This is a genomic window from Kitasatospora sp. NPDC001603 (assembly GCF_040298365.1).
Taxonomy (GTDB): domain Bacteria; phylum Actinomycetota; class Actinomycetes; order Streptomycetales; family Streptomycetaceae; genus Kitasatospora.
The window spans coordinates 1-18,006 of sequence record NZ_JBEPAA010000114.1 but is presented as its reverse complement, the minus strand read 5'-3'; the positions used below and the strand labels follow the sequence as shown (position 1 = coordinate 18,006).

Below are 18,006 nucleotides of genomic sequence, written 5' to 3'. Positions count from 1 at the left end.
TTCGGCGCTGCGCGGCGCCTTTGGCGCCGGTACTGCCCCGGCCTTCGGCCGGGGGCTCCCGGCTTCGCCGGGAGCTGGCCCGCGCTGCGCGCGGGGAGCGGGCCGGCTGCGCCGGCCGGATCGGGCTACGCCCGATCGTCGGGGGTTGGCGGGTGCTGCGCGCGGGGGTTGTGGTGGGTCAACTCCGCGCTTCGCTGCGGAGTTGGGCGGGTGTCAGGGTCGGGCCTGCGGGCCCTTGGCGGGGGCTGGGTGGGGGTTCGGGCTTCGCCCGCGCTCGCCGGGTGGGCGGGTGGGCGCTTCGCGCCTTGGAGGTAGGTTGGTGAGGGGCGGTCAGGGGGCGGGGTCACTCGTTGGGGTGGTATGGGGGCGGGCTTCGCCCATTTCAGTGCATCAAAGACAGCAGCCAGCTAGACTCTGGATTGCGGGACAGGCACCGTCGCCCTCGACCTTGCAAGATCGGCCGGATTCTGCGCCTCGCTAAAAGGCTCCGGATGTGACTCCAGAATGGATGGTGAATACTGTGATCGTGCGAGACGCTGACGGTATTGAGCTGCCGGACCCCGAAAAGGCGGCGCCGGTCGATCTGTGGCGGGTGCTGCGGATGTTCCCGGGCATCGCCGACGACATGGAGCAGGAACCGCACAGCTTCGCCGTCGCCGGGCCCCTTCTGATCGCCCAGTACGAGCGGCTCTCCGAGCTCAGCCAGTGGGTGACTACCTGCGTCCATGCCCTGCACGACAAGCTGGCCGACGACCTGCACAACGGTCGGGGTCCCTGGGTGCCCGAAGACTGAGAAACCACCACGGGAAACAGGATAACTCCGAGTTCTGGACTTCCCGAAAAGGCCATGTCGGCTCTCTTGCTGCATCGCATGAATTCTGTGAAAGGGAGGCAGTAATTATGGCGAAGAAAATGCGCCTGAACCAGGAAGAGGCGTGCGATGCTTCAGTACGACTTCTGACGCCTCCGGCGTCGGGTCTGCTGCCGCCGGAGGGGCTGCGGTGCCAGATCCGGGCGGCGACGGGCTCGGGGAAGTCGCTCACGGCCGTGCACGTCGCCGGGCGGCTGCGTTCGGAGCGGACGCTGGTGCTGGTGCCGTCCCTGCCGCTGCTGGAGCAGACGGTGGAGGTCTGGCGGCGCGAGGGGCACGGCGGGCGGATGGTGGGGCTCTGCTCCCTCAAGGGCAGCGAGCAGCCCGGGATCCCGTGCACCACCGATCCGGCCGAGCTGATCCGCTGGACGGCCGGCCCCGAGCGGGTGACCGTCTTCGCCACCTACGCGAGCCTGGGCCTGGGGCACCTGGAGAAGGCGCAGCAGGTGGACTTGGAGCCGTTTTCGCTCGCGGTGGTGGATGAGGCGCACCGGGTCAGTGGTCAGGCTGGGAAGCCGTGGGCGGCGATCCTGGACAACACCCGGATCGTCTGTGACCGCCGGCTGTTCATGACGGCCACCCCCCGGTTGTGGGCGGTCAGGGAGCGGGACCGGGAGCGGGCTGCGGCGGCCGGGATGGAGTCGGCCGAGCTGATCGCGAGCATGGATGACGAGAGCCTGTCCGGCTTCGGGCCGATCGCGCACGACTACCCGCTCGGGCAGGCGATCTCGGACGGGGTGATCGCGCCGTATCGGATCGTCTGCGTCGACGTCTCCGACCCGGCCCTCCAGGGCCTGGAGCAGCGTGGTGCGAGCGAGATGTCGGTGGAGTACCGGGGCGCCCGTCTGGCGGCCCTGCAGACGGCTCTGCTGACCGCCGCAGCCGAGTGGGACCTCGCGCGGGTCCTGTCGTTCCATCACATGGTGGCGGAGGCGCGGGCGCTCAGCACTGGCCTGTCCGAGGTGGCGAAGGTGTTGTGGGAGCAGGATCCTGCTTTGCACCCGGCGCCGGAGCTGATCGGCACGAGCTGGCTGGAGTCCGAGCACACCGTCGCCGAGCGCCGGGCCACGCTCGGGGCGTTCTCCTCGCTGCTCGCCGACGACGGGCTGCGGCTGCTGCGCTACGTGCTCTCCTCCGTGAAGGTCTTGAGCGAGGGGGTGGACACCTTCGATTGCGACTCGGTGTTCTTCGCCGACGTGCGCGGCTCGATGGTCGACCTGGTGCAGGCCGTCGGCCGGGCCCTGCGCATGAAGCCGGGCAGCGGGAAGGTAGCCACCATCGTGGTGCCAGTCATCCTGGGGCCCGGGGAGAGCGGGGAGCAGCTGCTGTCGTCGCGGGCGTTCGACGGGCTGGCGAAGCTGCTGATGGCGCTGCGCTCGCACGACGCGGCCGCCGTCGAGCACCTGGCCCTGCCGCAGTCCGAGACCCGGCCCCCCAGGGAGCCCAGGCACGCCGGCGACCCGGACGAGCGGCGGTCCGTCCAGGCCGGGGAGCGGCTGCTCCAGTTCTCCACGCAGCGCGACCCCGCGGTGATCGCCGCGTTCGTCCGCACCCGGGTCCTGGAGCCGGAGCGGGAGGAGTTCCGGCGGGGCCTGGAGGAGCTGCTCGCGTACAAGACGGCGTTCGGGGACGTGAAGGTGCCCTACGCCTACCGGGCGCCGTCGGGGCACCGGCTCGGGGCGTGGGTGGCCGACCAGCGCCGCTACAAGGCCGCCGGGGTGCTGGACGCGGAGCGGGTGAAGGAGCTGGACGGGCTCGGGATGGTGTGGTCGGCGTTCGACTCGGCCTTCACCGACAACCTGGTCACGGTCGTCGGCTACGCCGCCGAACACGGCCACGCCTGCCCGCCGGCCGACGCGGTGTGGGGCGGGCGCCCGGTCGGGACCATCATGAAGAACCTGCGCACCGCCCAACGCCGCACCGAGGCGCTCCAGCGCCGAGCGGAAGCGGGCGAGAGCGGGCTGGACTGGACCGGAGCGCTGTCCGCCGACCGCAAGGCCGCCCTCGACGAGATCGACCCGGGGTGGTGCCCGTCCTGGCCGGTGGACTGGCGGCGGTGCTTCATCCTCGCCCGGCGCCACCTCCAGGACGGCGGGACGCTCGCCGGTGCCGAGCCGGGCAGCATCGTCGTCCAGGGCGAAGACCTCGCCGGATGGGCCCGCGCCCAACAGGCCAGCTGGGACAAGCTCGTCCCGGCGCAGCAGTGGGCGCTGGAGCACGTCTTCGGACTCGAGCCCCTCGCGCCGGAGGAGAAGCCGGCCCCGAAGGTGAGCCACGCGGAGAAGGAGCAGCGCAACCTCGCCGCCGCCGCCCAGTACCGGGAGCGGGAAGGGCACCTGAACGTGCCGCGCAAGCACAAGGAGACCCTGCTCCTCGCCGACGGCACCACCGCCGAGATCAGCCTCGGCCTGTTCATCGCCAACAGCCGCAGCCGCCGCGCCGCCATCCCCGCCGCCCGCGCCGCCCGCCTCACCGAACTCGGCATGCGCTGGGAGTAGCCGGAGACGGACCGGTGACGGGTACCGGTCCGTCGCGCCCCAACAGCACGCAGGGGTGGGCGACCACGGGGTCTCGGAAGCGCCCGTAGCCCGCGCTGTGGAGCCGTGACCGGCGAGGCAGGCCAGGGACGTGCCCGACCGTGGTCCACGGGTCGTCTCACCGCGTTGCGCACAACGGAGTCGCCCGGCCGAGCTGAGGGTGGGTTAGACTGGCAGGTGCCGGTGCGTCGAGTGCCGGCCGCGTACCGCTCCGGTTATACGGAACTGCACCTCGCAGGGTTGGACCTGCTAGGTGAAGGGCGGCTGGCACCTTCGGGACCGACCAGTGGCTCGCCTAGTTTCGTGGAACGCCGGTCGGCATGGTGACGTACCGGACCGTGAGCCGGTGGGGAGCCGTGACGACGCCCGCCGCCCTTTGGACGGCGCGCAGTGGAGTCCTTGGCCCGATGCCAGGGGCAGCAGGTTCAGCCTGCGGCGCGCCAGTCCCCGAAGGGCTTTTTTCATGAGTATCGACGCGTTCGAGAACGACAGTCTGCCCCCGCTGCTGCGCCGTCCCGACGAGGTGCCGGACCCGGCGCCGGTCACGCAGTTGCGCGGCTTCCGCAAGACCCTGCTCGACAACCCGGTGAACTCGCTGGACGAGGACGCGGCCAACATCGTCACCGGCGGTGCGGTGGACCCCGTGCTGCTGCGCAAGCTGGTCGAAGCGGCCGGCGAGACCGCTGACGCCGGGCTGCTGATGGCCAAGCCGGTCGTCGGCGGCACCCTGTACGCCATCCCGCCGCACCGGCGGTTCACCGACCTGGACGTGCTGCCCGACTTCCTCAACCAGCGGTGGGTGCACAAGCTGCACACCGCGATGGACGACAAGCAGGAGAACAACGCCCCGGTCGTCTACAGGACCTTCATCGACGAGGCCACCGGGCAGCCGAGGGCGCTGTTCGTGGTACGGGTCGCGGACCGTCAGGCCCTGGCCGACGCGGTCACCGAGAGCATGCGCCAGACCTACGGGGCCCAGGGCCAGCGAAACGTCTACACCGAGAGCGTGCTGCAGCACGGCATCAAGGAGCCGATGACGCTGTTCCTGGTCCGGGTCATCTACGGCGACGGCGTCGAGGAAACCTACACCGTCGCCGGCGACGGCAACAGCCGGCTCGTCAGCATGTGGCTGGCGCGCACCGGCGGCAACATCGACGAGGCCGCAGCGGCGTGCGTAGCCGCCGTGATCGGCCCGGTGGACCGCCCCGGCCCGCGCCGGCCCGCCGACCAGCGCTCGGCCCGCGCAAAGGTGACCGAGATGGCCGCCCGCGTACGCCGTGGCCTGGCCGAGAGGGTCCTCACCGAGGCGACCCGCCGCGAGGGCCACACCCTGACCTTCCCGGCCATCGTGGTGGTCGGCGCCGTCGCGGAGGACGGCACCCCGCTGCCCGACCTGGTCGCCGCCCGCGACGACCTGGTGGCCAACCTGCACGTCCACGTCACCCCTTGGGACGACGGCGCGCAGAACACCCAGGGCATGCAGCGCGTCTACCGGCACGCCCAGCGCGAGCACTTGATCGACGACAACACCTACACGGTGCTGCTCGGCGAGGTCGGCCCGGCCACAATGCACAAGCTTCTCGGCCTGCCGCCGCATCGCCTGTGGTCGGTGGCCCTGCACCAGCAGTGCATGCTCGCCGGGCAGGCGGAGAGGATGAACCGGCTGCTCAAGCAGGAGTTCGGCATCGGCAGGGCCGACCGCCAGAAGGTGAGCGAGAAGATCGCACCGATGGCGCTGTCCGCCTACCGCAGCTCTCCGGCCATCGACCAGTACGCCCGCGCCCTCGGCAACGGCGGCACCATTACCGACACGGTGTGGAAGCGGAACTGGACGCTGACCTGCGGCACCGACGCGCTGAAGGTCCTCGACGACATCCTCGAGCGGGCGCTACTGGGCGAGACCAATGCGGTGGCCGAGCTGACCGTGCTCGGCGGCACCGCCGCGATCGTCTCCGGCTTCATCACCCGCGACCGCGGCTCCAAGCTCGCCGCGGCCCGCGAGCTGCGCACCGCACCGCTGCGGCACACCCCCAACGCCCTGCTGGCGGTGTTGGCAGGTACCCAAGGCGGGCTGCGGATGCTCCACTCCATCGCCTACGCGCACGTCGCGGCCGACCCCAGCATCCTGCCCAAGCAGTTCCACACCGCCGAGCGGGAGATCGACGGTGTGGTGGTGCGGGATGGCGAGCCGGTCATCGACAAGGCCGGCGCGGTGGTCTCCATCGACTTCGAGTGGGACCTGGTCTACGCGGCCAGCCCGGTGGAGGCCGAGGCGTCGATCGCCGAGCTGAAGAAGAAGCTCGACGGCAAGGGCCGGGGTGGCACCACGACGGAGACGGAGGATGCGCGTCAGCGCAGGATCCTGGAGAGCTCGATCAAGGCCGCCAGCCGGGCCGCGTTCACGCTCGCCAAGATGACCCAGAGCCACCCGCGTGGCCGCGAGGTGTTCGGCCTCGTCACCAGTGTGGACGCCCTGCGGGTTCAGCTGGGCAACATCACCGAGACCCTCATCAAGTTCGGCCCCGTGGCCGACGTGATGCAGGACCCGGAGGACGAGGTCGAATACGAGTACGAGGTCGAGGACGGTGACGGCGCGTGAGCTCGGTGCCGATCCCCCATCAGATCCGTCGGCGGCTCGCCCCCGCCGTCCGCACCCTGACGCCGCTCCTGGACGCCGGTGCCCTCGCCCGCGCCCACGACCCGGCCTCCGGCCTGGCCTGCCGGGCGACCGTCGAGGCCGCCAAGCGCGAGATCACCGCGCCGCGCGCGGTGTACGTGGCCTGGGACGCCCGGGGCTGGTGCCGCTACGTCGGCAGCGTGAACCGCCGGCACGCGACCGCGGTCGGCGACCGGCTTGCCGAACACCACCAGCACCCGCGGCACGGGCCGGCCCGCAGCCGCGACTGGGTGCTGCTGACCGTCCTGCCGATCCGGGCGGACGCGCCGCACGGGGCCGTCCTCGCCGCCGAGGGATGGGCGGCGAGGCTGCTCGTCCCACTCGACGGCGGCGCGCACCCGGTGATCGATCTGATGCTCCCTCCCGACGCGATAGCCGCGGCGATCCCCACTCCGCACGGCCCCTGACCCCGGTACCGGGCGCGGGCGGGTGGGTAGTCGCTGTCACGACCACCCACCCGCCCGCTCTCTGGCCAGCTGCCCGACGGCGAGGCATGGCGGGGGCAAGCACCCAACCGCACCGAGCCGGGTGAAAGCAGGCCGGAAGTCGATCACACCGAGTCGTCCCGGGCGGCGGGGCGGCCCTTGAGAGAATGAGGGGATGCAGGCGGCGTGACACCACCAGAGCGGGTGAGGGAGGACGGCGCAGTGGCGCTGGATTGGGATCGGATCGGTACAGGGGACAGCGAGGCGCTGCTGCGGCCCCGAGACATCTACGCGGGGTTGGCCAGTCGGCCGTGGCCGTATCTGCGGCATGAGCAGGGCGAGGTGCTGGACAAGTGGTTCGAGTGGCGTGATCACCGTGATGTGGTGATCAAGCAGAACACCGGCGGAGGCAAGACAGCCGTCGGCCTGCTGATCGCACAGAGCACCCTGAACGAGGGCATCGGCAAGGCCGTGTACCTGACGCCGGACAACTACCTCGTCAAGCAGGTCCGCGAGGAGGCGGACCGGCTGGGCGTGGCTACCACGGACGATCCGTACGCCCCGGCGTTCCTTTCTGCCCAGGCCGTGCTGGTGACGAACTACCAGAAGCTGATCAACGGCAAATCGGCCTTCGGCGTGGTGGGGGACGGCAAAGAGCCGATTGATCTGGGTGTCATCGTCGTCGACGACGCGCACGCCGCGTTGACGCGGACCGAGGACCAGTTCCGGCTGCGTGTACCTGTCGGCCACAAGGCCTACGACGAGCTTCTGGAACTGTTCAAGGAGGACCTGCGCCACCAGTCGGCGAACGCCTGGGCAGAGCTAGAGGACAACGACCCCACCGCGTTGGCACCGATCCCGTTCTGGGCATGGGCCGACAAACAGGACGCGGTGCTGAAGATCCTGCGCCCGCACCGGGAGGAGCAGGCCTTCAAGTTCGTATGGCCACTGCTCGCCGAGGTGATGCACCTGTGCACCGCGACGGCGACGTCGGCGGCGATCGAGATCAGGCCCTCGTGTCCGCCGATCGACCGCATCCCTTCTTTCGTGCGGGCCCGCCGCCGGGTCTACCTGACCGCGACGCTCGCCGACGACAGCGCCCTGGTCACCGACTTCGGAGCCGACCCGGCACTCGTGTCCAAGCCCGTCACGCCAGGCAGCGCCTCCGACCTCGGTGAGCGGATGATCCTGGCCCCGGTGGCCCTCAACCCGGACCTGGACGACGAGGCCGTACGTGTGCTGGCCCGCCAGTTCGCCGACGGGGACCAGGACGGCGACGGTGTCGCCGAGACAGAGCCGGTCAACGTCGTCGTGCTGGTGCCCAGCGACCGGGCCGCCGCGAACTGGGCGCCCTATGCCAACCACATCTGGCGGGTCGGTGACCTCGAAGCGGGCGTAAAGACCCTCCAGGCCGGCCACGTGGGTCTGGTGGTACTGGTCAACAAGTACGACGGCGTCAACCTCCCGGCCGGCGCCTGCCGTCTGCTGATTCTCGACGGAGTTCCCCGGCCCCTGGACGGGGTGGAACGGCGCGAGGCCGTCGCGCTGGCCGACAGTACCGTCCGCCTAGCCAGAGAGGTCCAACGGATCGAGCAGGGCATGGGCCGTGGCGTGCGCGACGGCGAGGACTACTGCGCGGTCCTGCTGCTGGGAGCCAAGCTGGCCACCGCCATCCACGAGGCCCGTCACCTGGCGCTGTTCTCCCCCGCGACCCAGGCGCAGCTGCAGCTGAGCCGGGACATCGCTGGCCAGATCGCGGGAGAGGGGCTGAACGCGGTGCGCCAAGCGCTGCGGGCCTGCCTGGGGCGGGTGCCGCAGTGGCGGGAGCGCAGCCGGCGGGCGCTAGCGGAAGTGCGCTATGCCGAGCACGGGACGGTACGGGGCGAGGCCGTGGCGCTGCGAGAGGCGTTCGACCTCGCGGCCACCGGCCGCACTCCGGCTGCGGCGGAGCGGGTGCAGAAGGCAGTCAACGCTCTCGGCAATGGCGAGACGACGCTACGGGGCTGGCTGAGGGAGCAAAAGGCCGTCTATCTGCACCTGACCGATCCTGTGGCCGCCCAGCAGGCCCTAGCCGGGGCGCTGAACGACAACGCGTTCGTCCTGCGTCCCGTCAACGGCGGAGCCCCCGTCCAACTCAAGGCAGCCGCGGTGCAGTCGAGGGCCGCCGCCGAGTTCTTGGCTGCCCAATATCACGACGGCATCGGTCTCAGGCTTGGCGTGCAAGCGCTGTTCGAGGACGTGGTGTGGGGCGAGGAGGAGCGCTCCGATGACGCCGAGCGGGCCTGGCAGCAGCTCGGACTGCACCTCGGGTTCGCCAGCACACGCCCGGAGAAGCTGTACGGCACTGGCCCGGACAACCTGTGGGCGCTCTCGACGACGCGGCAGGCGGTCGTCGAGCTGAAGACGGGATGCACTACCGACACCATCGCGAAGAAGGACATGGACCAGCTCGGCGGCAGCGTCCGCTGGCTCAATGCCCATAACGCGGAGGTGGAGGCCCTGCCGATCATGCTGCACCCCAGCCAGGTCCGCGACACCCGGGCCATCGCAGTGTCGGGCATGCGCGTCGTCACCCCCGCGTTGTTCAAGAAGCTTAAGGAAGCCGTGACGAGCTACGCAGCCGCGCTCGCCAGCAACCCAGACCGCTGGGCGGACGAACAGGCCATCCGTGAACAGCTCGCGCACCACAAGCTGACTGGTGACAGGTTCTTCACCACCTACGCCGACTCTCTGCGCACCTCGTGACCATTGCCGACGTCACCGTCGGGCGGTGGCCTGCCAAGCTCTTCTTGCAGGCCACCGCCAGTCCGCCAGACCACAGGAGGAACCGCGCGGGCCATCTGCGCTTGTGCCCCCACGCCGATAGGGAAGCCGCTGAGGTCCTTCTCGCCGGCGAAGTAACGGCGTGTCTATGAAGGGACCGACCCTGTCCGAGGGGATCAGTTCAGCTCAGGTCGAAGTCGTCGACGTCGTACTCGAAGTCCTCGGCGGTGAAGCCGGCGTACCCGCCGCCGCCGTTGAAGTAGTCGGCGAGGGCCTCGCCGATCACCTCGCGCACGTCTCCCTCGTCCTCGGCGCGGGCCAGGGCAGCGGCCTGTTCGCCGGAGAGGGTGAGGTGGATGTCGCGGGCCCGGACGGCGTCCGAGCCCTGGATCTCGAACGTCCGGGTCCGCCCGACCCGGGCAGTGACGCCGGAGACCGCGCCGCGCTGCGCCAGTTGGCGCGCCTTGCGCTCCCGGCCGCGCTCGGTGGTCTGCACCCCGAGCGCGTCCAGACGCAGCTTCTCCTGGTGGTGCTTGGTGGGGTGGCGGCTGCCGTCGATCCAGCGCAGCACGGTGCGGGGCGAGACGCCGTAGGCGGTGGCCATGGCCTTGGTGTTGCCGCCGTACTTGCGCTCGCGTACCTGTCCGGCCTGCGTGGTGGACTGCACCGGCGCCTTCCGGGAGGGGAACAGCGCCTCGCGTACCCGGCCGAACAATCCGCCCGCCATCAGTTGCCGCCTTCGTCATCGCCGTTGCCGGTGCCAGCGCTATCGCCGTTGGTGCCGGTCTGCTCCGGGCCGATCGGGGTGCCGTCGGTGGTGAAATGGTGGACCAGCTTGGAGGGGTGCTCCCGGCGCTCCATCGCCTCGACCACGGCCGCCAAGGGGATCGAGGCCTCGTGCTTGTGGCTGCCCGGGGCGATGCCCAGGCGCAGCGCGCCGGGGACCGGGGTGCCGTCGTCCTTGACCGGAAGGAGTTCCAGGGGGGACGGCTGGTCGGTGGCGTAGAGGTAGGAGTCGACGTTGACGGCGAAGGGGGCGCGGCCGGTGAGCTGGAGGGTCTTGCGCAGGCGGCGGTGGGCGGCGATGCGGGCTGCGGCGATGATGTGGAAGCGGATCTCGGGGCGGTAGGACCAGGCGGCGGCGACCTTCTCCAGCCACGTCTGGTCGTCGAGGTGGCGGGCGGAGTCGGCCCACTTGCCGATGCCGCCCTTGTAGATGTTCTTGTAGAGCCCGGCGAGGACCAGGGCGTCCGCGCGGACCGGGTCGGTGCCGGTGTCCTTGTGGACGGCGTAGGCGGCGAGGAACTCCTCGGGGGCCTGGCCGTCGACCAGGCCGAGGTCGGCGTAGGCGCGCTTGTAGCCGCCCCGCACGTGGCCGGTCCACTCCTTGAGCAGCGGGACGGTGTGGGCGGACAGGTACGCCTGGGTGATGGTCGCCGGGTCGAAGCCGTAGGTGGTGGCCATGTAGGCGACGGTCGGGGTGGCGTACCAGCCGGGCCCGGTCGGCGGGCGGCCGTGGAAGGTCGCCGGGTGCGGCAGCAGCTCGTCGACCGCCGTGGTGGTGAAGTCGCACCACCACAGGCCGGCGGTCTTGCCGCCGCCCCAGTCCGGGTTCTTCACGTGCTCCAGCGGGCCGGCGGGCAGGCGCAGGGAGTCGGTGACCGAGAGGTAGGAGGCGCAGACGTCGACCGCGACCACCCACGGGCGCACGGACTCCTCGGCGGTGAGCTCGCGGGCCCACCACTTGTAGTCCTCCTCCTCGCACACCGCCTCACCCTTGCCGAGGAGCTCGCGGGTCAGCGGGTGCCGGGCCCCGGCCGCAGGCGGCACACACAAGTCCCCCGTCGGGAGCGCGCCCTCGCGCAGGTGCGAGGACCACTCCCCCGTCGCCGGGTCCTTCACCCACTCCACCCGCGGGCGCACCGCCTCCAGCAGGGCCATCCCGGTGGTGGCGGTCGTCGCGCCAGGGGCGACACCGAGGTCGGCGGTGAAGGCCCGGAAGCGGCGGGCGAACGTCGCCCCGTCGACGGCGCTGTCGGGCGCGGTGGCCAGCAGCAGGGCGAGGGCGCTGGTGGCCTGCTGGCGGGCGTCGCCCTGCCCGAGCCACGGCGCCACGACGACCCGCACCGACGTCTTCTGCCCGCCGGGTGAACCCGCGCGGCGGAAGGCGTGGAAGGTCGGCCCGACGTACTCGGAGACCTCCATCCCGACCGCGGTCGCGGCCTTCGCCAGCTTCGCCTGCAGCGAGGCCAGAGCCTTCTCCGTGCCAGGGAGGGCGGCAGGCAGACCGAGCTGCTTGAGCGCGCCGGCGGTCAGGCAGACCGTGCCGTCACCGCCCCGCCCGGACGGGTGCGTCCGCTCGATGCGCAGCGGAAGGCCGGTGCCCAGCCACGCGAACCAGTCGCCCAGCTTCATCCCGGCCGGGCCCGGGAAGCCCGGGACGTCCAGCGCCCAGGTGCCATCCGGCGCGGCGTGCAGCGCGACCATCGGCCACCACCTCGCCGCCGTCGGCGCAGCGGGAGCGGCCGGGCGCGCCGCAGCGGTGCGGGCCGGGGTGCGGGGGGCGGCCGGACGCCGCTCTCCCCTGGCCGCGGGAGCCGGGGACGTCGGCCGGGGCGGGGCGGCGGCGGCCTGGACGGGAGCAGCAGCGGGCGCGGGAACAGCCGGCCCGGCCGGGGCGGGGGCCAGCGCGCTGGTGGCGGGGGCTGGCTGCTCGGCCTGGGGAGCGGCAGGTGTGGAAGCCGGGGCAGCAGAAGTGGCGGGTCGGCAGAAGCCCCCCAGGTGCATCGGACGGCCCTGGGCCCGGTAGACGGAAGGCTGGCCGCACTGCACGCACGGCGCCGCCGGGCCCATCACGAGCGAGCCGTCCTGGTTCTGGTCCAGCATCACCTGCTGCGGCGCCGGGGCCGGCTGCCCGGACGAGGCCGGGTCCTGCACTGGGGCGGGCGCGGGGGCGGCCTGGTGCTCGGACGCGGGGAAGCGCGCGGCCAGACCGTCCAGGAGGCGGGCGTAGGCCGGGGTGATGTCCGGGCCCGGCACGGCGCTGCCGTCCTCCCAGCCCTGGACCAGGGCCGAGTTCACCCGCAGGGCAGCGGCGATCTGCGCCGGGGTGAGCCCGGCCGCCAGGCGCAGCCGCTTGCGCTCCGCCGGGACCGGCAGGCCGGTGCTCACGGCGGCGAGCAGCTCGTCGACGGAGTTGAACAGCTCGTCGGACATCGGGGTGTTCTCCTCAGCGTCCGTTGGGTCGGGTCGGGTCGAGGCGGGGGTCGCCGAACAGGGCGTCGAAGACCGGCTCGGTGACGCAGCCGATCACGTTCTGGTCCGCGTCGCGCAGGGTGTAGCCGGCGGTGCGGCCGAGGTCGGCCACCGCGATCGGGACCTGCGGGCGGTAGTAGAAGGTGAGCTCGCGGCCGTCGAACTCCGCCAGGTCCATCGCCTCGTTCGGCGTGGGCGTGGCCGGCAGGGTGAACGACGACAGGCCGGCCACGTCCGGCTCGGCGGCCAGGTGGAGGACGCCGTCGTCGGTGGTGCGGAACGCGGACACGAGGTTCACTCCGCCGCTGCGGCGGTCCCGCGGCAGCCCGTGGCCCTCCAGCACCCGGCCGAGCTGGGACGGCGCCATCGCGGCCGCAATGCCCAGCGCGCGCCGGTTGGAGTAGCCGCCGGTCGCGTCCGCACGGGACATCGCCAGCTCCTTCACCACCGTCAGGTGCTGGGTGACGCGGCTGATCCGCGCGACCAGGAAGGTCAGGTCGTCGAAGGTGGCGGCCAGCGGCGGCTCCACCAAGCGTGCCCCGCGCAGCGCCGCAAGCAGCGCGCGCCCCAGGTCATCGGGTACCTCGACCCGCTCGCCGCCGATGCTGATCCTCACGGTTCGACCCCCAAATAGTAGAACTTAACCAAATACTACGCCCGTCCAATCTGTGAACTCAGGGAAAAGCGCCACCACAGCGTGCGCCCCCAGGGCCCGCTCCAGGGCTGCCGCCGAGCCCGCGTGTCCAACGTTCGGGGCGGCACGTTGGCAGGGCGTGACGAAGAGCGCCTCCGTCTCCGTACCAGCCGCGTGCCGGCGCGGGCTGGGACTGGGGCTGGGCCGTCCTCGACGTCCACCGCGTCGAGTGGTGGGCCATGGCCGGGAACACCGGGTCACGTGCCGTCGCCGGAAACTCGGCTTCACCGTTGAAGGGACTTTGCGCAACCGCGGCCTTGCCAATGATGGCTTGCCGCACGACTGGTGGACGGGCGGCCTGCTGAGACCCTGATGCTCGGGTCGGCGCCAGGCCGGCTTGGCCGGATCTTCTGCCGGGCACCCGTTCGGCCGGCACCCTCAAGATCGTAACGACAACGGCCACCTGCACGCCCCTGACAGCCCCGTTCGTTCAGTACAGGGCCGCTTGTTCCGAGGCTCTCAGCGGGCGCGGGAGAACTGTTTCGCCGGTGAGGGCCTCGTGCAGGCGGGGGGCCAGCGAGGTGTTGCGCGGGGTTGTCGGGCGTTTGATCGCCATGGCGAGTGCGTCTTCGTCGCCGACGAGGACGAGCATGCGGCGGGCGCGGGTGACGGCGGTGTAGAGCAGGTTGCGTCGCAGGAGCAGGTAGGCGGGGCCCGCGGTGGTGAGAGGCACGATGACGAAGGGGTACTCGCTGCCCTGGGCACGGTGGACGGTGATGGCGTAGGCGTGGAGGAGTTCGTCGAGTTCGTCGAACCCGTACAGCACGGTGGTGTCATCGTCGAGGGTGACGTGGAGACGGCGTTCCCTGTCGTCGATCGCGGCGACCGTTCCGGTGGAGCCGTTGAGGACGCCCTTGCGGGGGTCGTTGCGTACGGCGATGACGCGGTCGCCGCGACGGAAGGGGCGTCCGTCGCCCCAGTGCTGGGGCTGGCCGTCGACGTGGGGGTTGAGGGCGGCCTGGAGGGCGAGGCCGAGTTCGTGGGTGCCCGCCGGACCTTTGGTCGTGGGGGCGAGGATCTGGATGTCGGCGGGGGTGATGCCGAACGCGGTGGGCAGGCGGCGGGTGGCGATGTCCAGGACGGTGGCAGGGATGTTCCGCGGGTCCGGGACCTTGATGAACCAGAAGTCCTCGGTGCTGTGGACGTCCTGGCCAGCCTTGATGCGGTGGGCGTTGCGGGTGATCGCGCTGTCCACGCCCTGCCGGAAGACCTCGGTCAGTTCGGTGCGCGCAATCGCGGAGACGGCGAGGAGGTCGCGGAGCACCTGGCCCGCGCCGACGCTCGGAAGCTGGTGGACGTCGCCGACCAGGAGCAGGTGGGTACCGGGTGTGAGCTTGCCGAGCAGCCGGTCGAACAGGGCGAGGTCGAGCATGGAGGCCTCGTCGACGACGATGAGGTCGGCCTCCAGCGGGTCGTGGGCGTCGAACAGACTGACCGGCCCGTCGTCCTCGTCGCGGGGTTTGCCGATCAGCCGGTGGATGGTGGTGGCGGGGCGGCCCGTGAGTTCGGCCAGGCGCTTGGCCGCGCGGCCGGTGGGCGCGGCCAGGGCGACCTGGCCGCCGGCCGCTTCCACGACGTCGACGATGGTCCGCACAGTGAACGACTTCCCGCAGCCCGGTCCGCCGGTCAGCACGGAGACCGGTTCGCCGAGCGCCATCCTGACCGCGCTCTCCTGTGCCGGTGCCAGATGCTGTTCCCGGTCCCCGAGTGGGAGCGGTGCGGTGTGCCACTCCCCCATCCCTGCCAGGCGCGTTCCGGTGACACGCAGCCGGGCGAGTCGGGAGGCGACGGAGGCTTCCGCGGCGTGCAGGTGCGGGGAGAAGGCGGCCGGGCGGTGGTGGTCGCCGTAGGGCAGGGGTTGGACGATGACGCGGCGTTCGGCGCGCAGTGCGTCGAGTTGGGCGGGGAGAAGGTCGGTGAGGGTGCCGTCGCCGAGGTTCGTGGTGGTGCGGGTGTAGAGCTGGCGCTCGTAGAGGAAGCAGTGGCCTTCCTTGAGAGCGGCTTCGTCGAGGGTGTGGAGAAGGGCGGCTCGGAGGCGGTGGGGGCCGCGTTCGGGCAGGCCGAGCCAGAGAGCGAGTCTGTCGGCGAGTTTGAAGCCGATGCGGTAGACCTCGGTGAGGCGGTAGGGGTTGTCCTGGATGATCTCCAGCACGTCCGCGACGTCGTGGGCTTCCTGGCGTTCGACGCGGAAGTGGCGGGCGATGCGGGGTGCGTGGGTGGCGGAGATGCCGGCGCTCTGGAGGAGGACCATCAGCTGGCGGATCTCCTGGTGGAGCTGCCAGGACGCGATGATCTCCGCGCAGCGGGCCGGGCCGATGAGGTGGACTTCCCGAAGTCGATTGGGAGCGGTGTCGATGATCTGGAGGGTGTCCTCCTTGAATTCGTCGACGATGGCGTCGGCGAGTCTGGGGCCGATGCCTTTGACGAGTCCGGAGGCCAGGTATTTGCGGATGGCGTGGAGGGTGGAGGGCTCGGTGTAGTGGCAGTCCCTGGTGTGGAACTGTGTTCCGTGGATGGGGTGTTGGGTGGTGTTTCCGGTGAGGTGGAGGGTTTCGCCGGGTTGGACGCCGAGAAGTGCTTCGCCTTTGAATGCTGGTGCCGTCTTCCAGGCCGAGCCGCAGGGTGGTGTGGCCGTTGCTGTTGACGTACAGGATCCGTTCGACGATTCCGTTGACCGTCTGCGGCTGGTCGCTCATCGGGTCGGTTCCTCTGCTGGCCGGCCTTGGGTGGCGTGTGTTGTGACTGGACGTTAGCGCTGTCGGGGGCGTACGGAGCGGGTGCCTGCGCGTCGGCCGGGGTTACTCATGCTGTGGTCCCGGCCGTCTCCCGCGGGGGTTGTGGTGTCGGTGGTGTGCTCTGTCCGTCAGCCGGAGAGTGTCTGCCGGGCGCGGCCCGCTTGGATGTGGGCTGCGCAGCGGGCGGTGTGGCCGGGCGGGAAGTCGGTTTCGGTGAGCCATTGGCCGTGACCGGCGGAGGCGGTGGGGACGAGCCAGACCGCGGTGTCGAGGAGGAGAGCCTTCAGGCAGGTGTCGCCTGTTTCGCCGGTGGGGTTGAAGTCTTCGTGGAAGGCGATGACGAGGCCGGGTTCCTCGTCGAGGAGCATCGCCAGGTGGCGCTCGGCGGTGGTGGTGTGCCAGGTGTGGGGGCGGCGGGCGCGGTCGGCGTCCCATGCTGTGGGGTAGCAGCGGTGGCGCCAGGCGGGCAGGGCGTGTTGGGTGCACCATCGGTGGGCCGCGCGGTCGGCGCCAGTGGCCGCACCTTCGATGATGACGAGGCGGGTGTCGTGGCGGGTGGCGAGGCGGTCGAGGACGGTGTGGATGGTGTCGGGCCAGGGCCAGCGGCGGCTTCCGCACACCAGGACGCGGGAGTCATGCATCGGCGCCTCCGCCGTGGTGCATGTCGGGCAGCGTGGGGTGGATGTGCCGGTGGTGGACGGCAGGGTCGAAGAGCTCCCACTGCGGGGGAAGGAGGTCGGCTGCGTGGCCGGTCCGGTGCAGGGTGCAGTGCTGGTCCCTCCAGCGGACCTGTTCGCTGGAGGGCAGGTCGCCGAGGTGGTAGACGGTCATGACCGTGGGTGCGGTGGGAGTGTCCTGGACCGGCAGGAGGATCCATCGGCCGCCGGCCGGGGTGGGAGCGTCGACGAGGTGGTGGCAGCGGCGCCGGCGCCGGGTCTGGGCGACGCACCGGATGGTGCGCAGGGGGCCCGGGGCGAGGTAGTCGGTGTGGAGGAGGCGGACGACAGGGCGGTCGGGGCCGGCCTGCGCCTGGTGAAGGTCATCGGCTGTGCCGGGCGGGAGCATCAGGCCCAGATCGATCAGGCTCCGCGTACGGAGGGCGAGGGTGCGGCGCAGCCCGTCGAGGGTGTCCGCCGGGGGGCTTGGGCTGGTGACGGGGCACAGGTCCGCGTGAGGGATGCGGCACCACGGCGAGCCGGTGCCGGTGGGGTAGGCGATGCCGTGGGCGATGTACCAGCGCAGCTGCGGGGGAACGCGGGCGGCGGGTAGTTCCGCGGGGTGGAGGGGGATGTAGCCGCCGTCGACGCGGTGGCACCACTCGATGGCGTTGCCGCAGTGGCGGCAGGTGTCCATGAGTGCTGAACGCGGGGTCTTGGTGGGGCTGTTCGGGTCGATGCGCAGGGCTCTGCTGGTCTGCGGCCCACGGCGGGAGCCGTCCCAGCGGAGTCCGGGCACGAAGGAGGGGGGTGTCATGGGCGTGAAGATCACATGCGATCTGCCGTGCCCTGGTGGCGGACAGCGCCGAGGCCCCCCGATGGTGGATGTCTTCTCGCAGGGGCGGCCATCGACTGGGCTGGCGTTCGAATGGTGGTGCTCGTTCGAGTGGCGCCTCGGCCACCAGTCAGTCGACCTGCCGACCGGGGGCGGGCGGGGTGCGGCCGTCACACAGGGGCGCCGTGAGGCCGGCGAGGGAGACGTCGAAGGCGTGGGCGAGGGCGTGCCAGGTTGCGAGGGTTCCGATGGTGCGGCCGGCCTCGATCTCGATGAGGGTACGGCGCGACAGGCCGCTGTGGGCGGCGAGTTGGTCGTAGCTCCAGGCGCAGCGCGGTGAGGTTGGGTTCGGGGGGCGGGGTGATCACTGTGCTATCGCACGGTGCAGAGCCCTGCCCTGTCAGTGCAGACCTCTGCCCTATTTGCTCCAGTTCCGGCCGCAAGTCGCAGGGCAGACGCCTGCACTAGGAGCTGTTCAAGGTTCGGATCATGTGGTTGAGGTCAGGGACTTCAACCACATGATCGATCCGCGTAGATGGAGGCCGGCCGTGTAGCTTT

At 71.3% G+C, this 18,006-nt stretch carries 10 protein-coding genes and 2 pseudogenes; 5 read left to right on the top strand and 7 right to left on the bottom strand.

Annotation, left to right across the window (positions count from 1 at the left end; translation table 11 throughout):
• Nucleotides 1-526: 526 nt before the first annotated feature.
• The 5 genes from ABT263_RS36470 to ABT263_RS36450 all read left to right on the top strand — a co-directional run bounded on the left by ABT263_RS36470 (nt 527) and on the right by ABT263_RS36450 (nt 9,255).
• Nucleotides 527-793 (top strand): hypothetical protein, encoded by a 267-nt coding sequence (locus ABT263_RS36470; RefSeq protein ID WP_352297635.1) that lies wholly within the window; start codon nt 527-529, stop codon nt 791-793.
• 107 nt (nt 794-900) lie between these two features.
• On the top strand, nt 901-3,369 hold the full coding sequence (locus ABT263_RS36465) for a Helicase associated domain protein (protein ID WP_352297632.1): 2,469 nt from the start codon (nt 901-903) through the stop codon (nt 3,367-3,369).
• Nucleotides 3,370-3,871: 502 nt separating this feature from the next.
• Nucleotides 3,872-6,007, top strand: a complete 2,136-nt coding sequence (locus tag ABT263_RS36460; protein ID WP_352297630.1) for a hypothetical protein — start codon at nt 3,872-3,874, stop codon at nt 6,005-6,007.
• A complete protein-coding gene (locus ABT263_RS36455) occupies nt 6,004-6,492 on the top strand; it encodes a hypothetical protein (protein WP_352297628.1) in 489 nt (162 codons plus the stop codon). Before ABT263_RS36460 ends, ABT263_RS36455 begins: the two co-directional genes overlap by 4 nt.
• 240 nt (nt 6,493-6,732) lie before the next feature.
• Entirely contained in the window at nt 6,733-9,255 is a 2,523-nt protein-coding gene (locus ABT263_RS36450; RefSeq protein WP_352297626.1) for a DEAD/DEAH box helicase family protein, read from the top strand.
• A 199-nt stretch (nt 9,256-9,454) separates the two neighbouring features.
• Here the strand turns inward: ABT263_RS36450 and ABT263_RS36445 are convergent, their stop codons facing one another.
• The 7 genes and pseudogenes from ABT263_RS36445 to ABT263_RS36410 form a co-directional block, all read right to left on the bottom strand.
• Nucleotides 9,455-10,000: a hypothetical protein gene (locus ABT263_RS36445; protein WP_352297623.1), complete on the bottom strand. Its 546-nt coding sequence runs from the start codon at nt 9,998-10,000 to the stop codon at nt 9,455-9,457.
• Nucleotides 10,000-12,489: a helix-turn-helix domain-containing protein gene (locus ABT263_RS36440; RefSeq protein ID WP_352297621.1), complete on the bottom strand. Its 2,490-nt coding sequence runs from the start codon at nt 12,487-12,489 to the stop codon at nt 10,000-10,002. The genes ABT263_RS36445 and ABT263_RS36440 overlap by 1 nt, the downstream gene beginning before the upstream one ends.
• Before the next feature lie 13 nt (nt 12,490-12,502).
• A complete protein-coding gene (locus ABT263_RS36435; protein WP_352297618.1) occupies nt 12,503-13,144 on the bottom strand; it encodes a hypothetical protein in 642 nt (213 codons plus the stop codon).
• Nucleotides 13,145-13,652: 508 nt separating this feature from the next.
• Nucleotides 13,653-15,788: pseudogene (recD2, locus tag ABT263_RS36425) on the bottom strand (SF1B family DNA helicase RecD2); the annotation flags it as partial.
• A 297-nt stretch (nt 15,789-16,085) separates the two neighbouring features.
• The gene (locus ABT263_RS36420) at nt 16,086-16,598 is read right to left on the bottom strand and encodes an SLOG family protein (RefSeq protein WP_352297615.1); all 513 of its coding nucleotides are present in this window, start codon (nt 16,596-16,598) and stop codon (nt 16,086-16,088) included.
• A complete protein-coding gene (locus ABT263_RS36415; protein WP_352297612.1) occupies nt 16,591-17,430 on the bottom strand; it encodes a DUF6083 domain-containing protein in 840 nt (279 codons plus the stop codon). The genes ABT263_RS36420 and ABT263_RS36415 overlap by 8 nt, the downstream gene beginning before the upstream one ends.
• Nucleotides 17,431-17,578: 148 nt before the next feature.
• Nucleotides 17,579-17,816, bottom strand: a pseudogene (locus tag ABT263_RS36410) (helix-turn-helix transcriptional regulator).
• Nucleotides 17,817-18,006 lie beyond the last annotated feature (190 nt).

Excerpts from the sequence above, each read along its gene's own strand:
- ABT263_RS36465 (WP_352297632.1), top strand. The coding sequence starts at position 901 with ATGGCGAAGAAAATGCGCCTGAACCAGGAAGAGGCGTGCGATGCTTCA.
- ABT263_RS36460 (WP_352297630.1), top strand. The coding sequence starts at position 3,872 with ATGAGTATCGACGCGTTCGAGAACGACAGTCTGCCCCCGCTGCTGCGC.
- ABT263_RS36445 (WP_352297623.1), bottom strand. The coding sequence starts at position 10,000 with ATGGCGGGCGGATTGTTCGGCCGGGTACGCGAGGCGCTGTTCCCCTCC.
- ABT263_RS36440 (WP_352297621.1), bottom strand. The coding sequence starts at position 12,489 with ATGTCCGACGAGCTGTTCAACTCCGTCGACGAGCTGCTCGCCGCCGTG.
- ABT263_RS36420 (WP_352297615.1), bottom strand. The coding sequence starts at position 16,598 with ATGCATGACTCCCGCGTCCTGGTGTGCGGAAGCCGCCGCTGGCCCTGG.
- ABT263_RS36415 (WP_352297612.1), bottom strand. The coding sequence starts at position 17,430 with ATGACACCCCCCTCCTTCGTGCCCGGACTCCGCTGGGACGGCTCCCGC.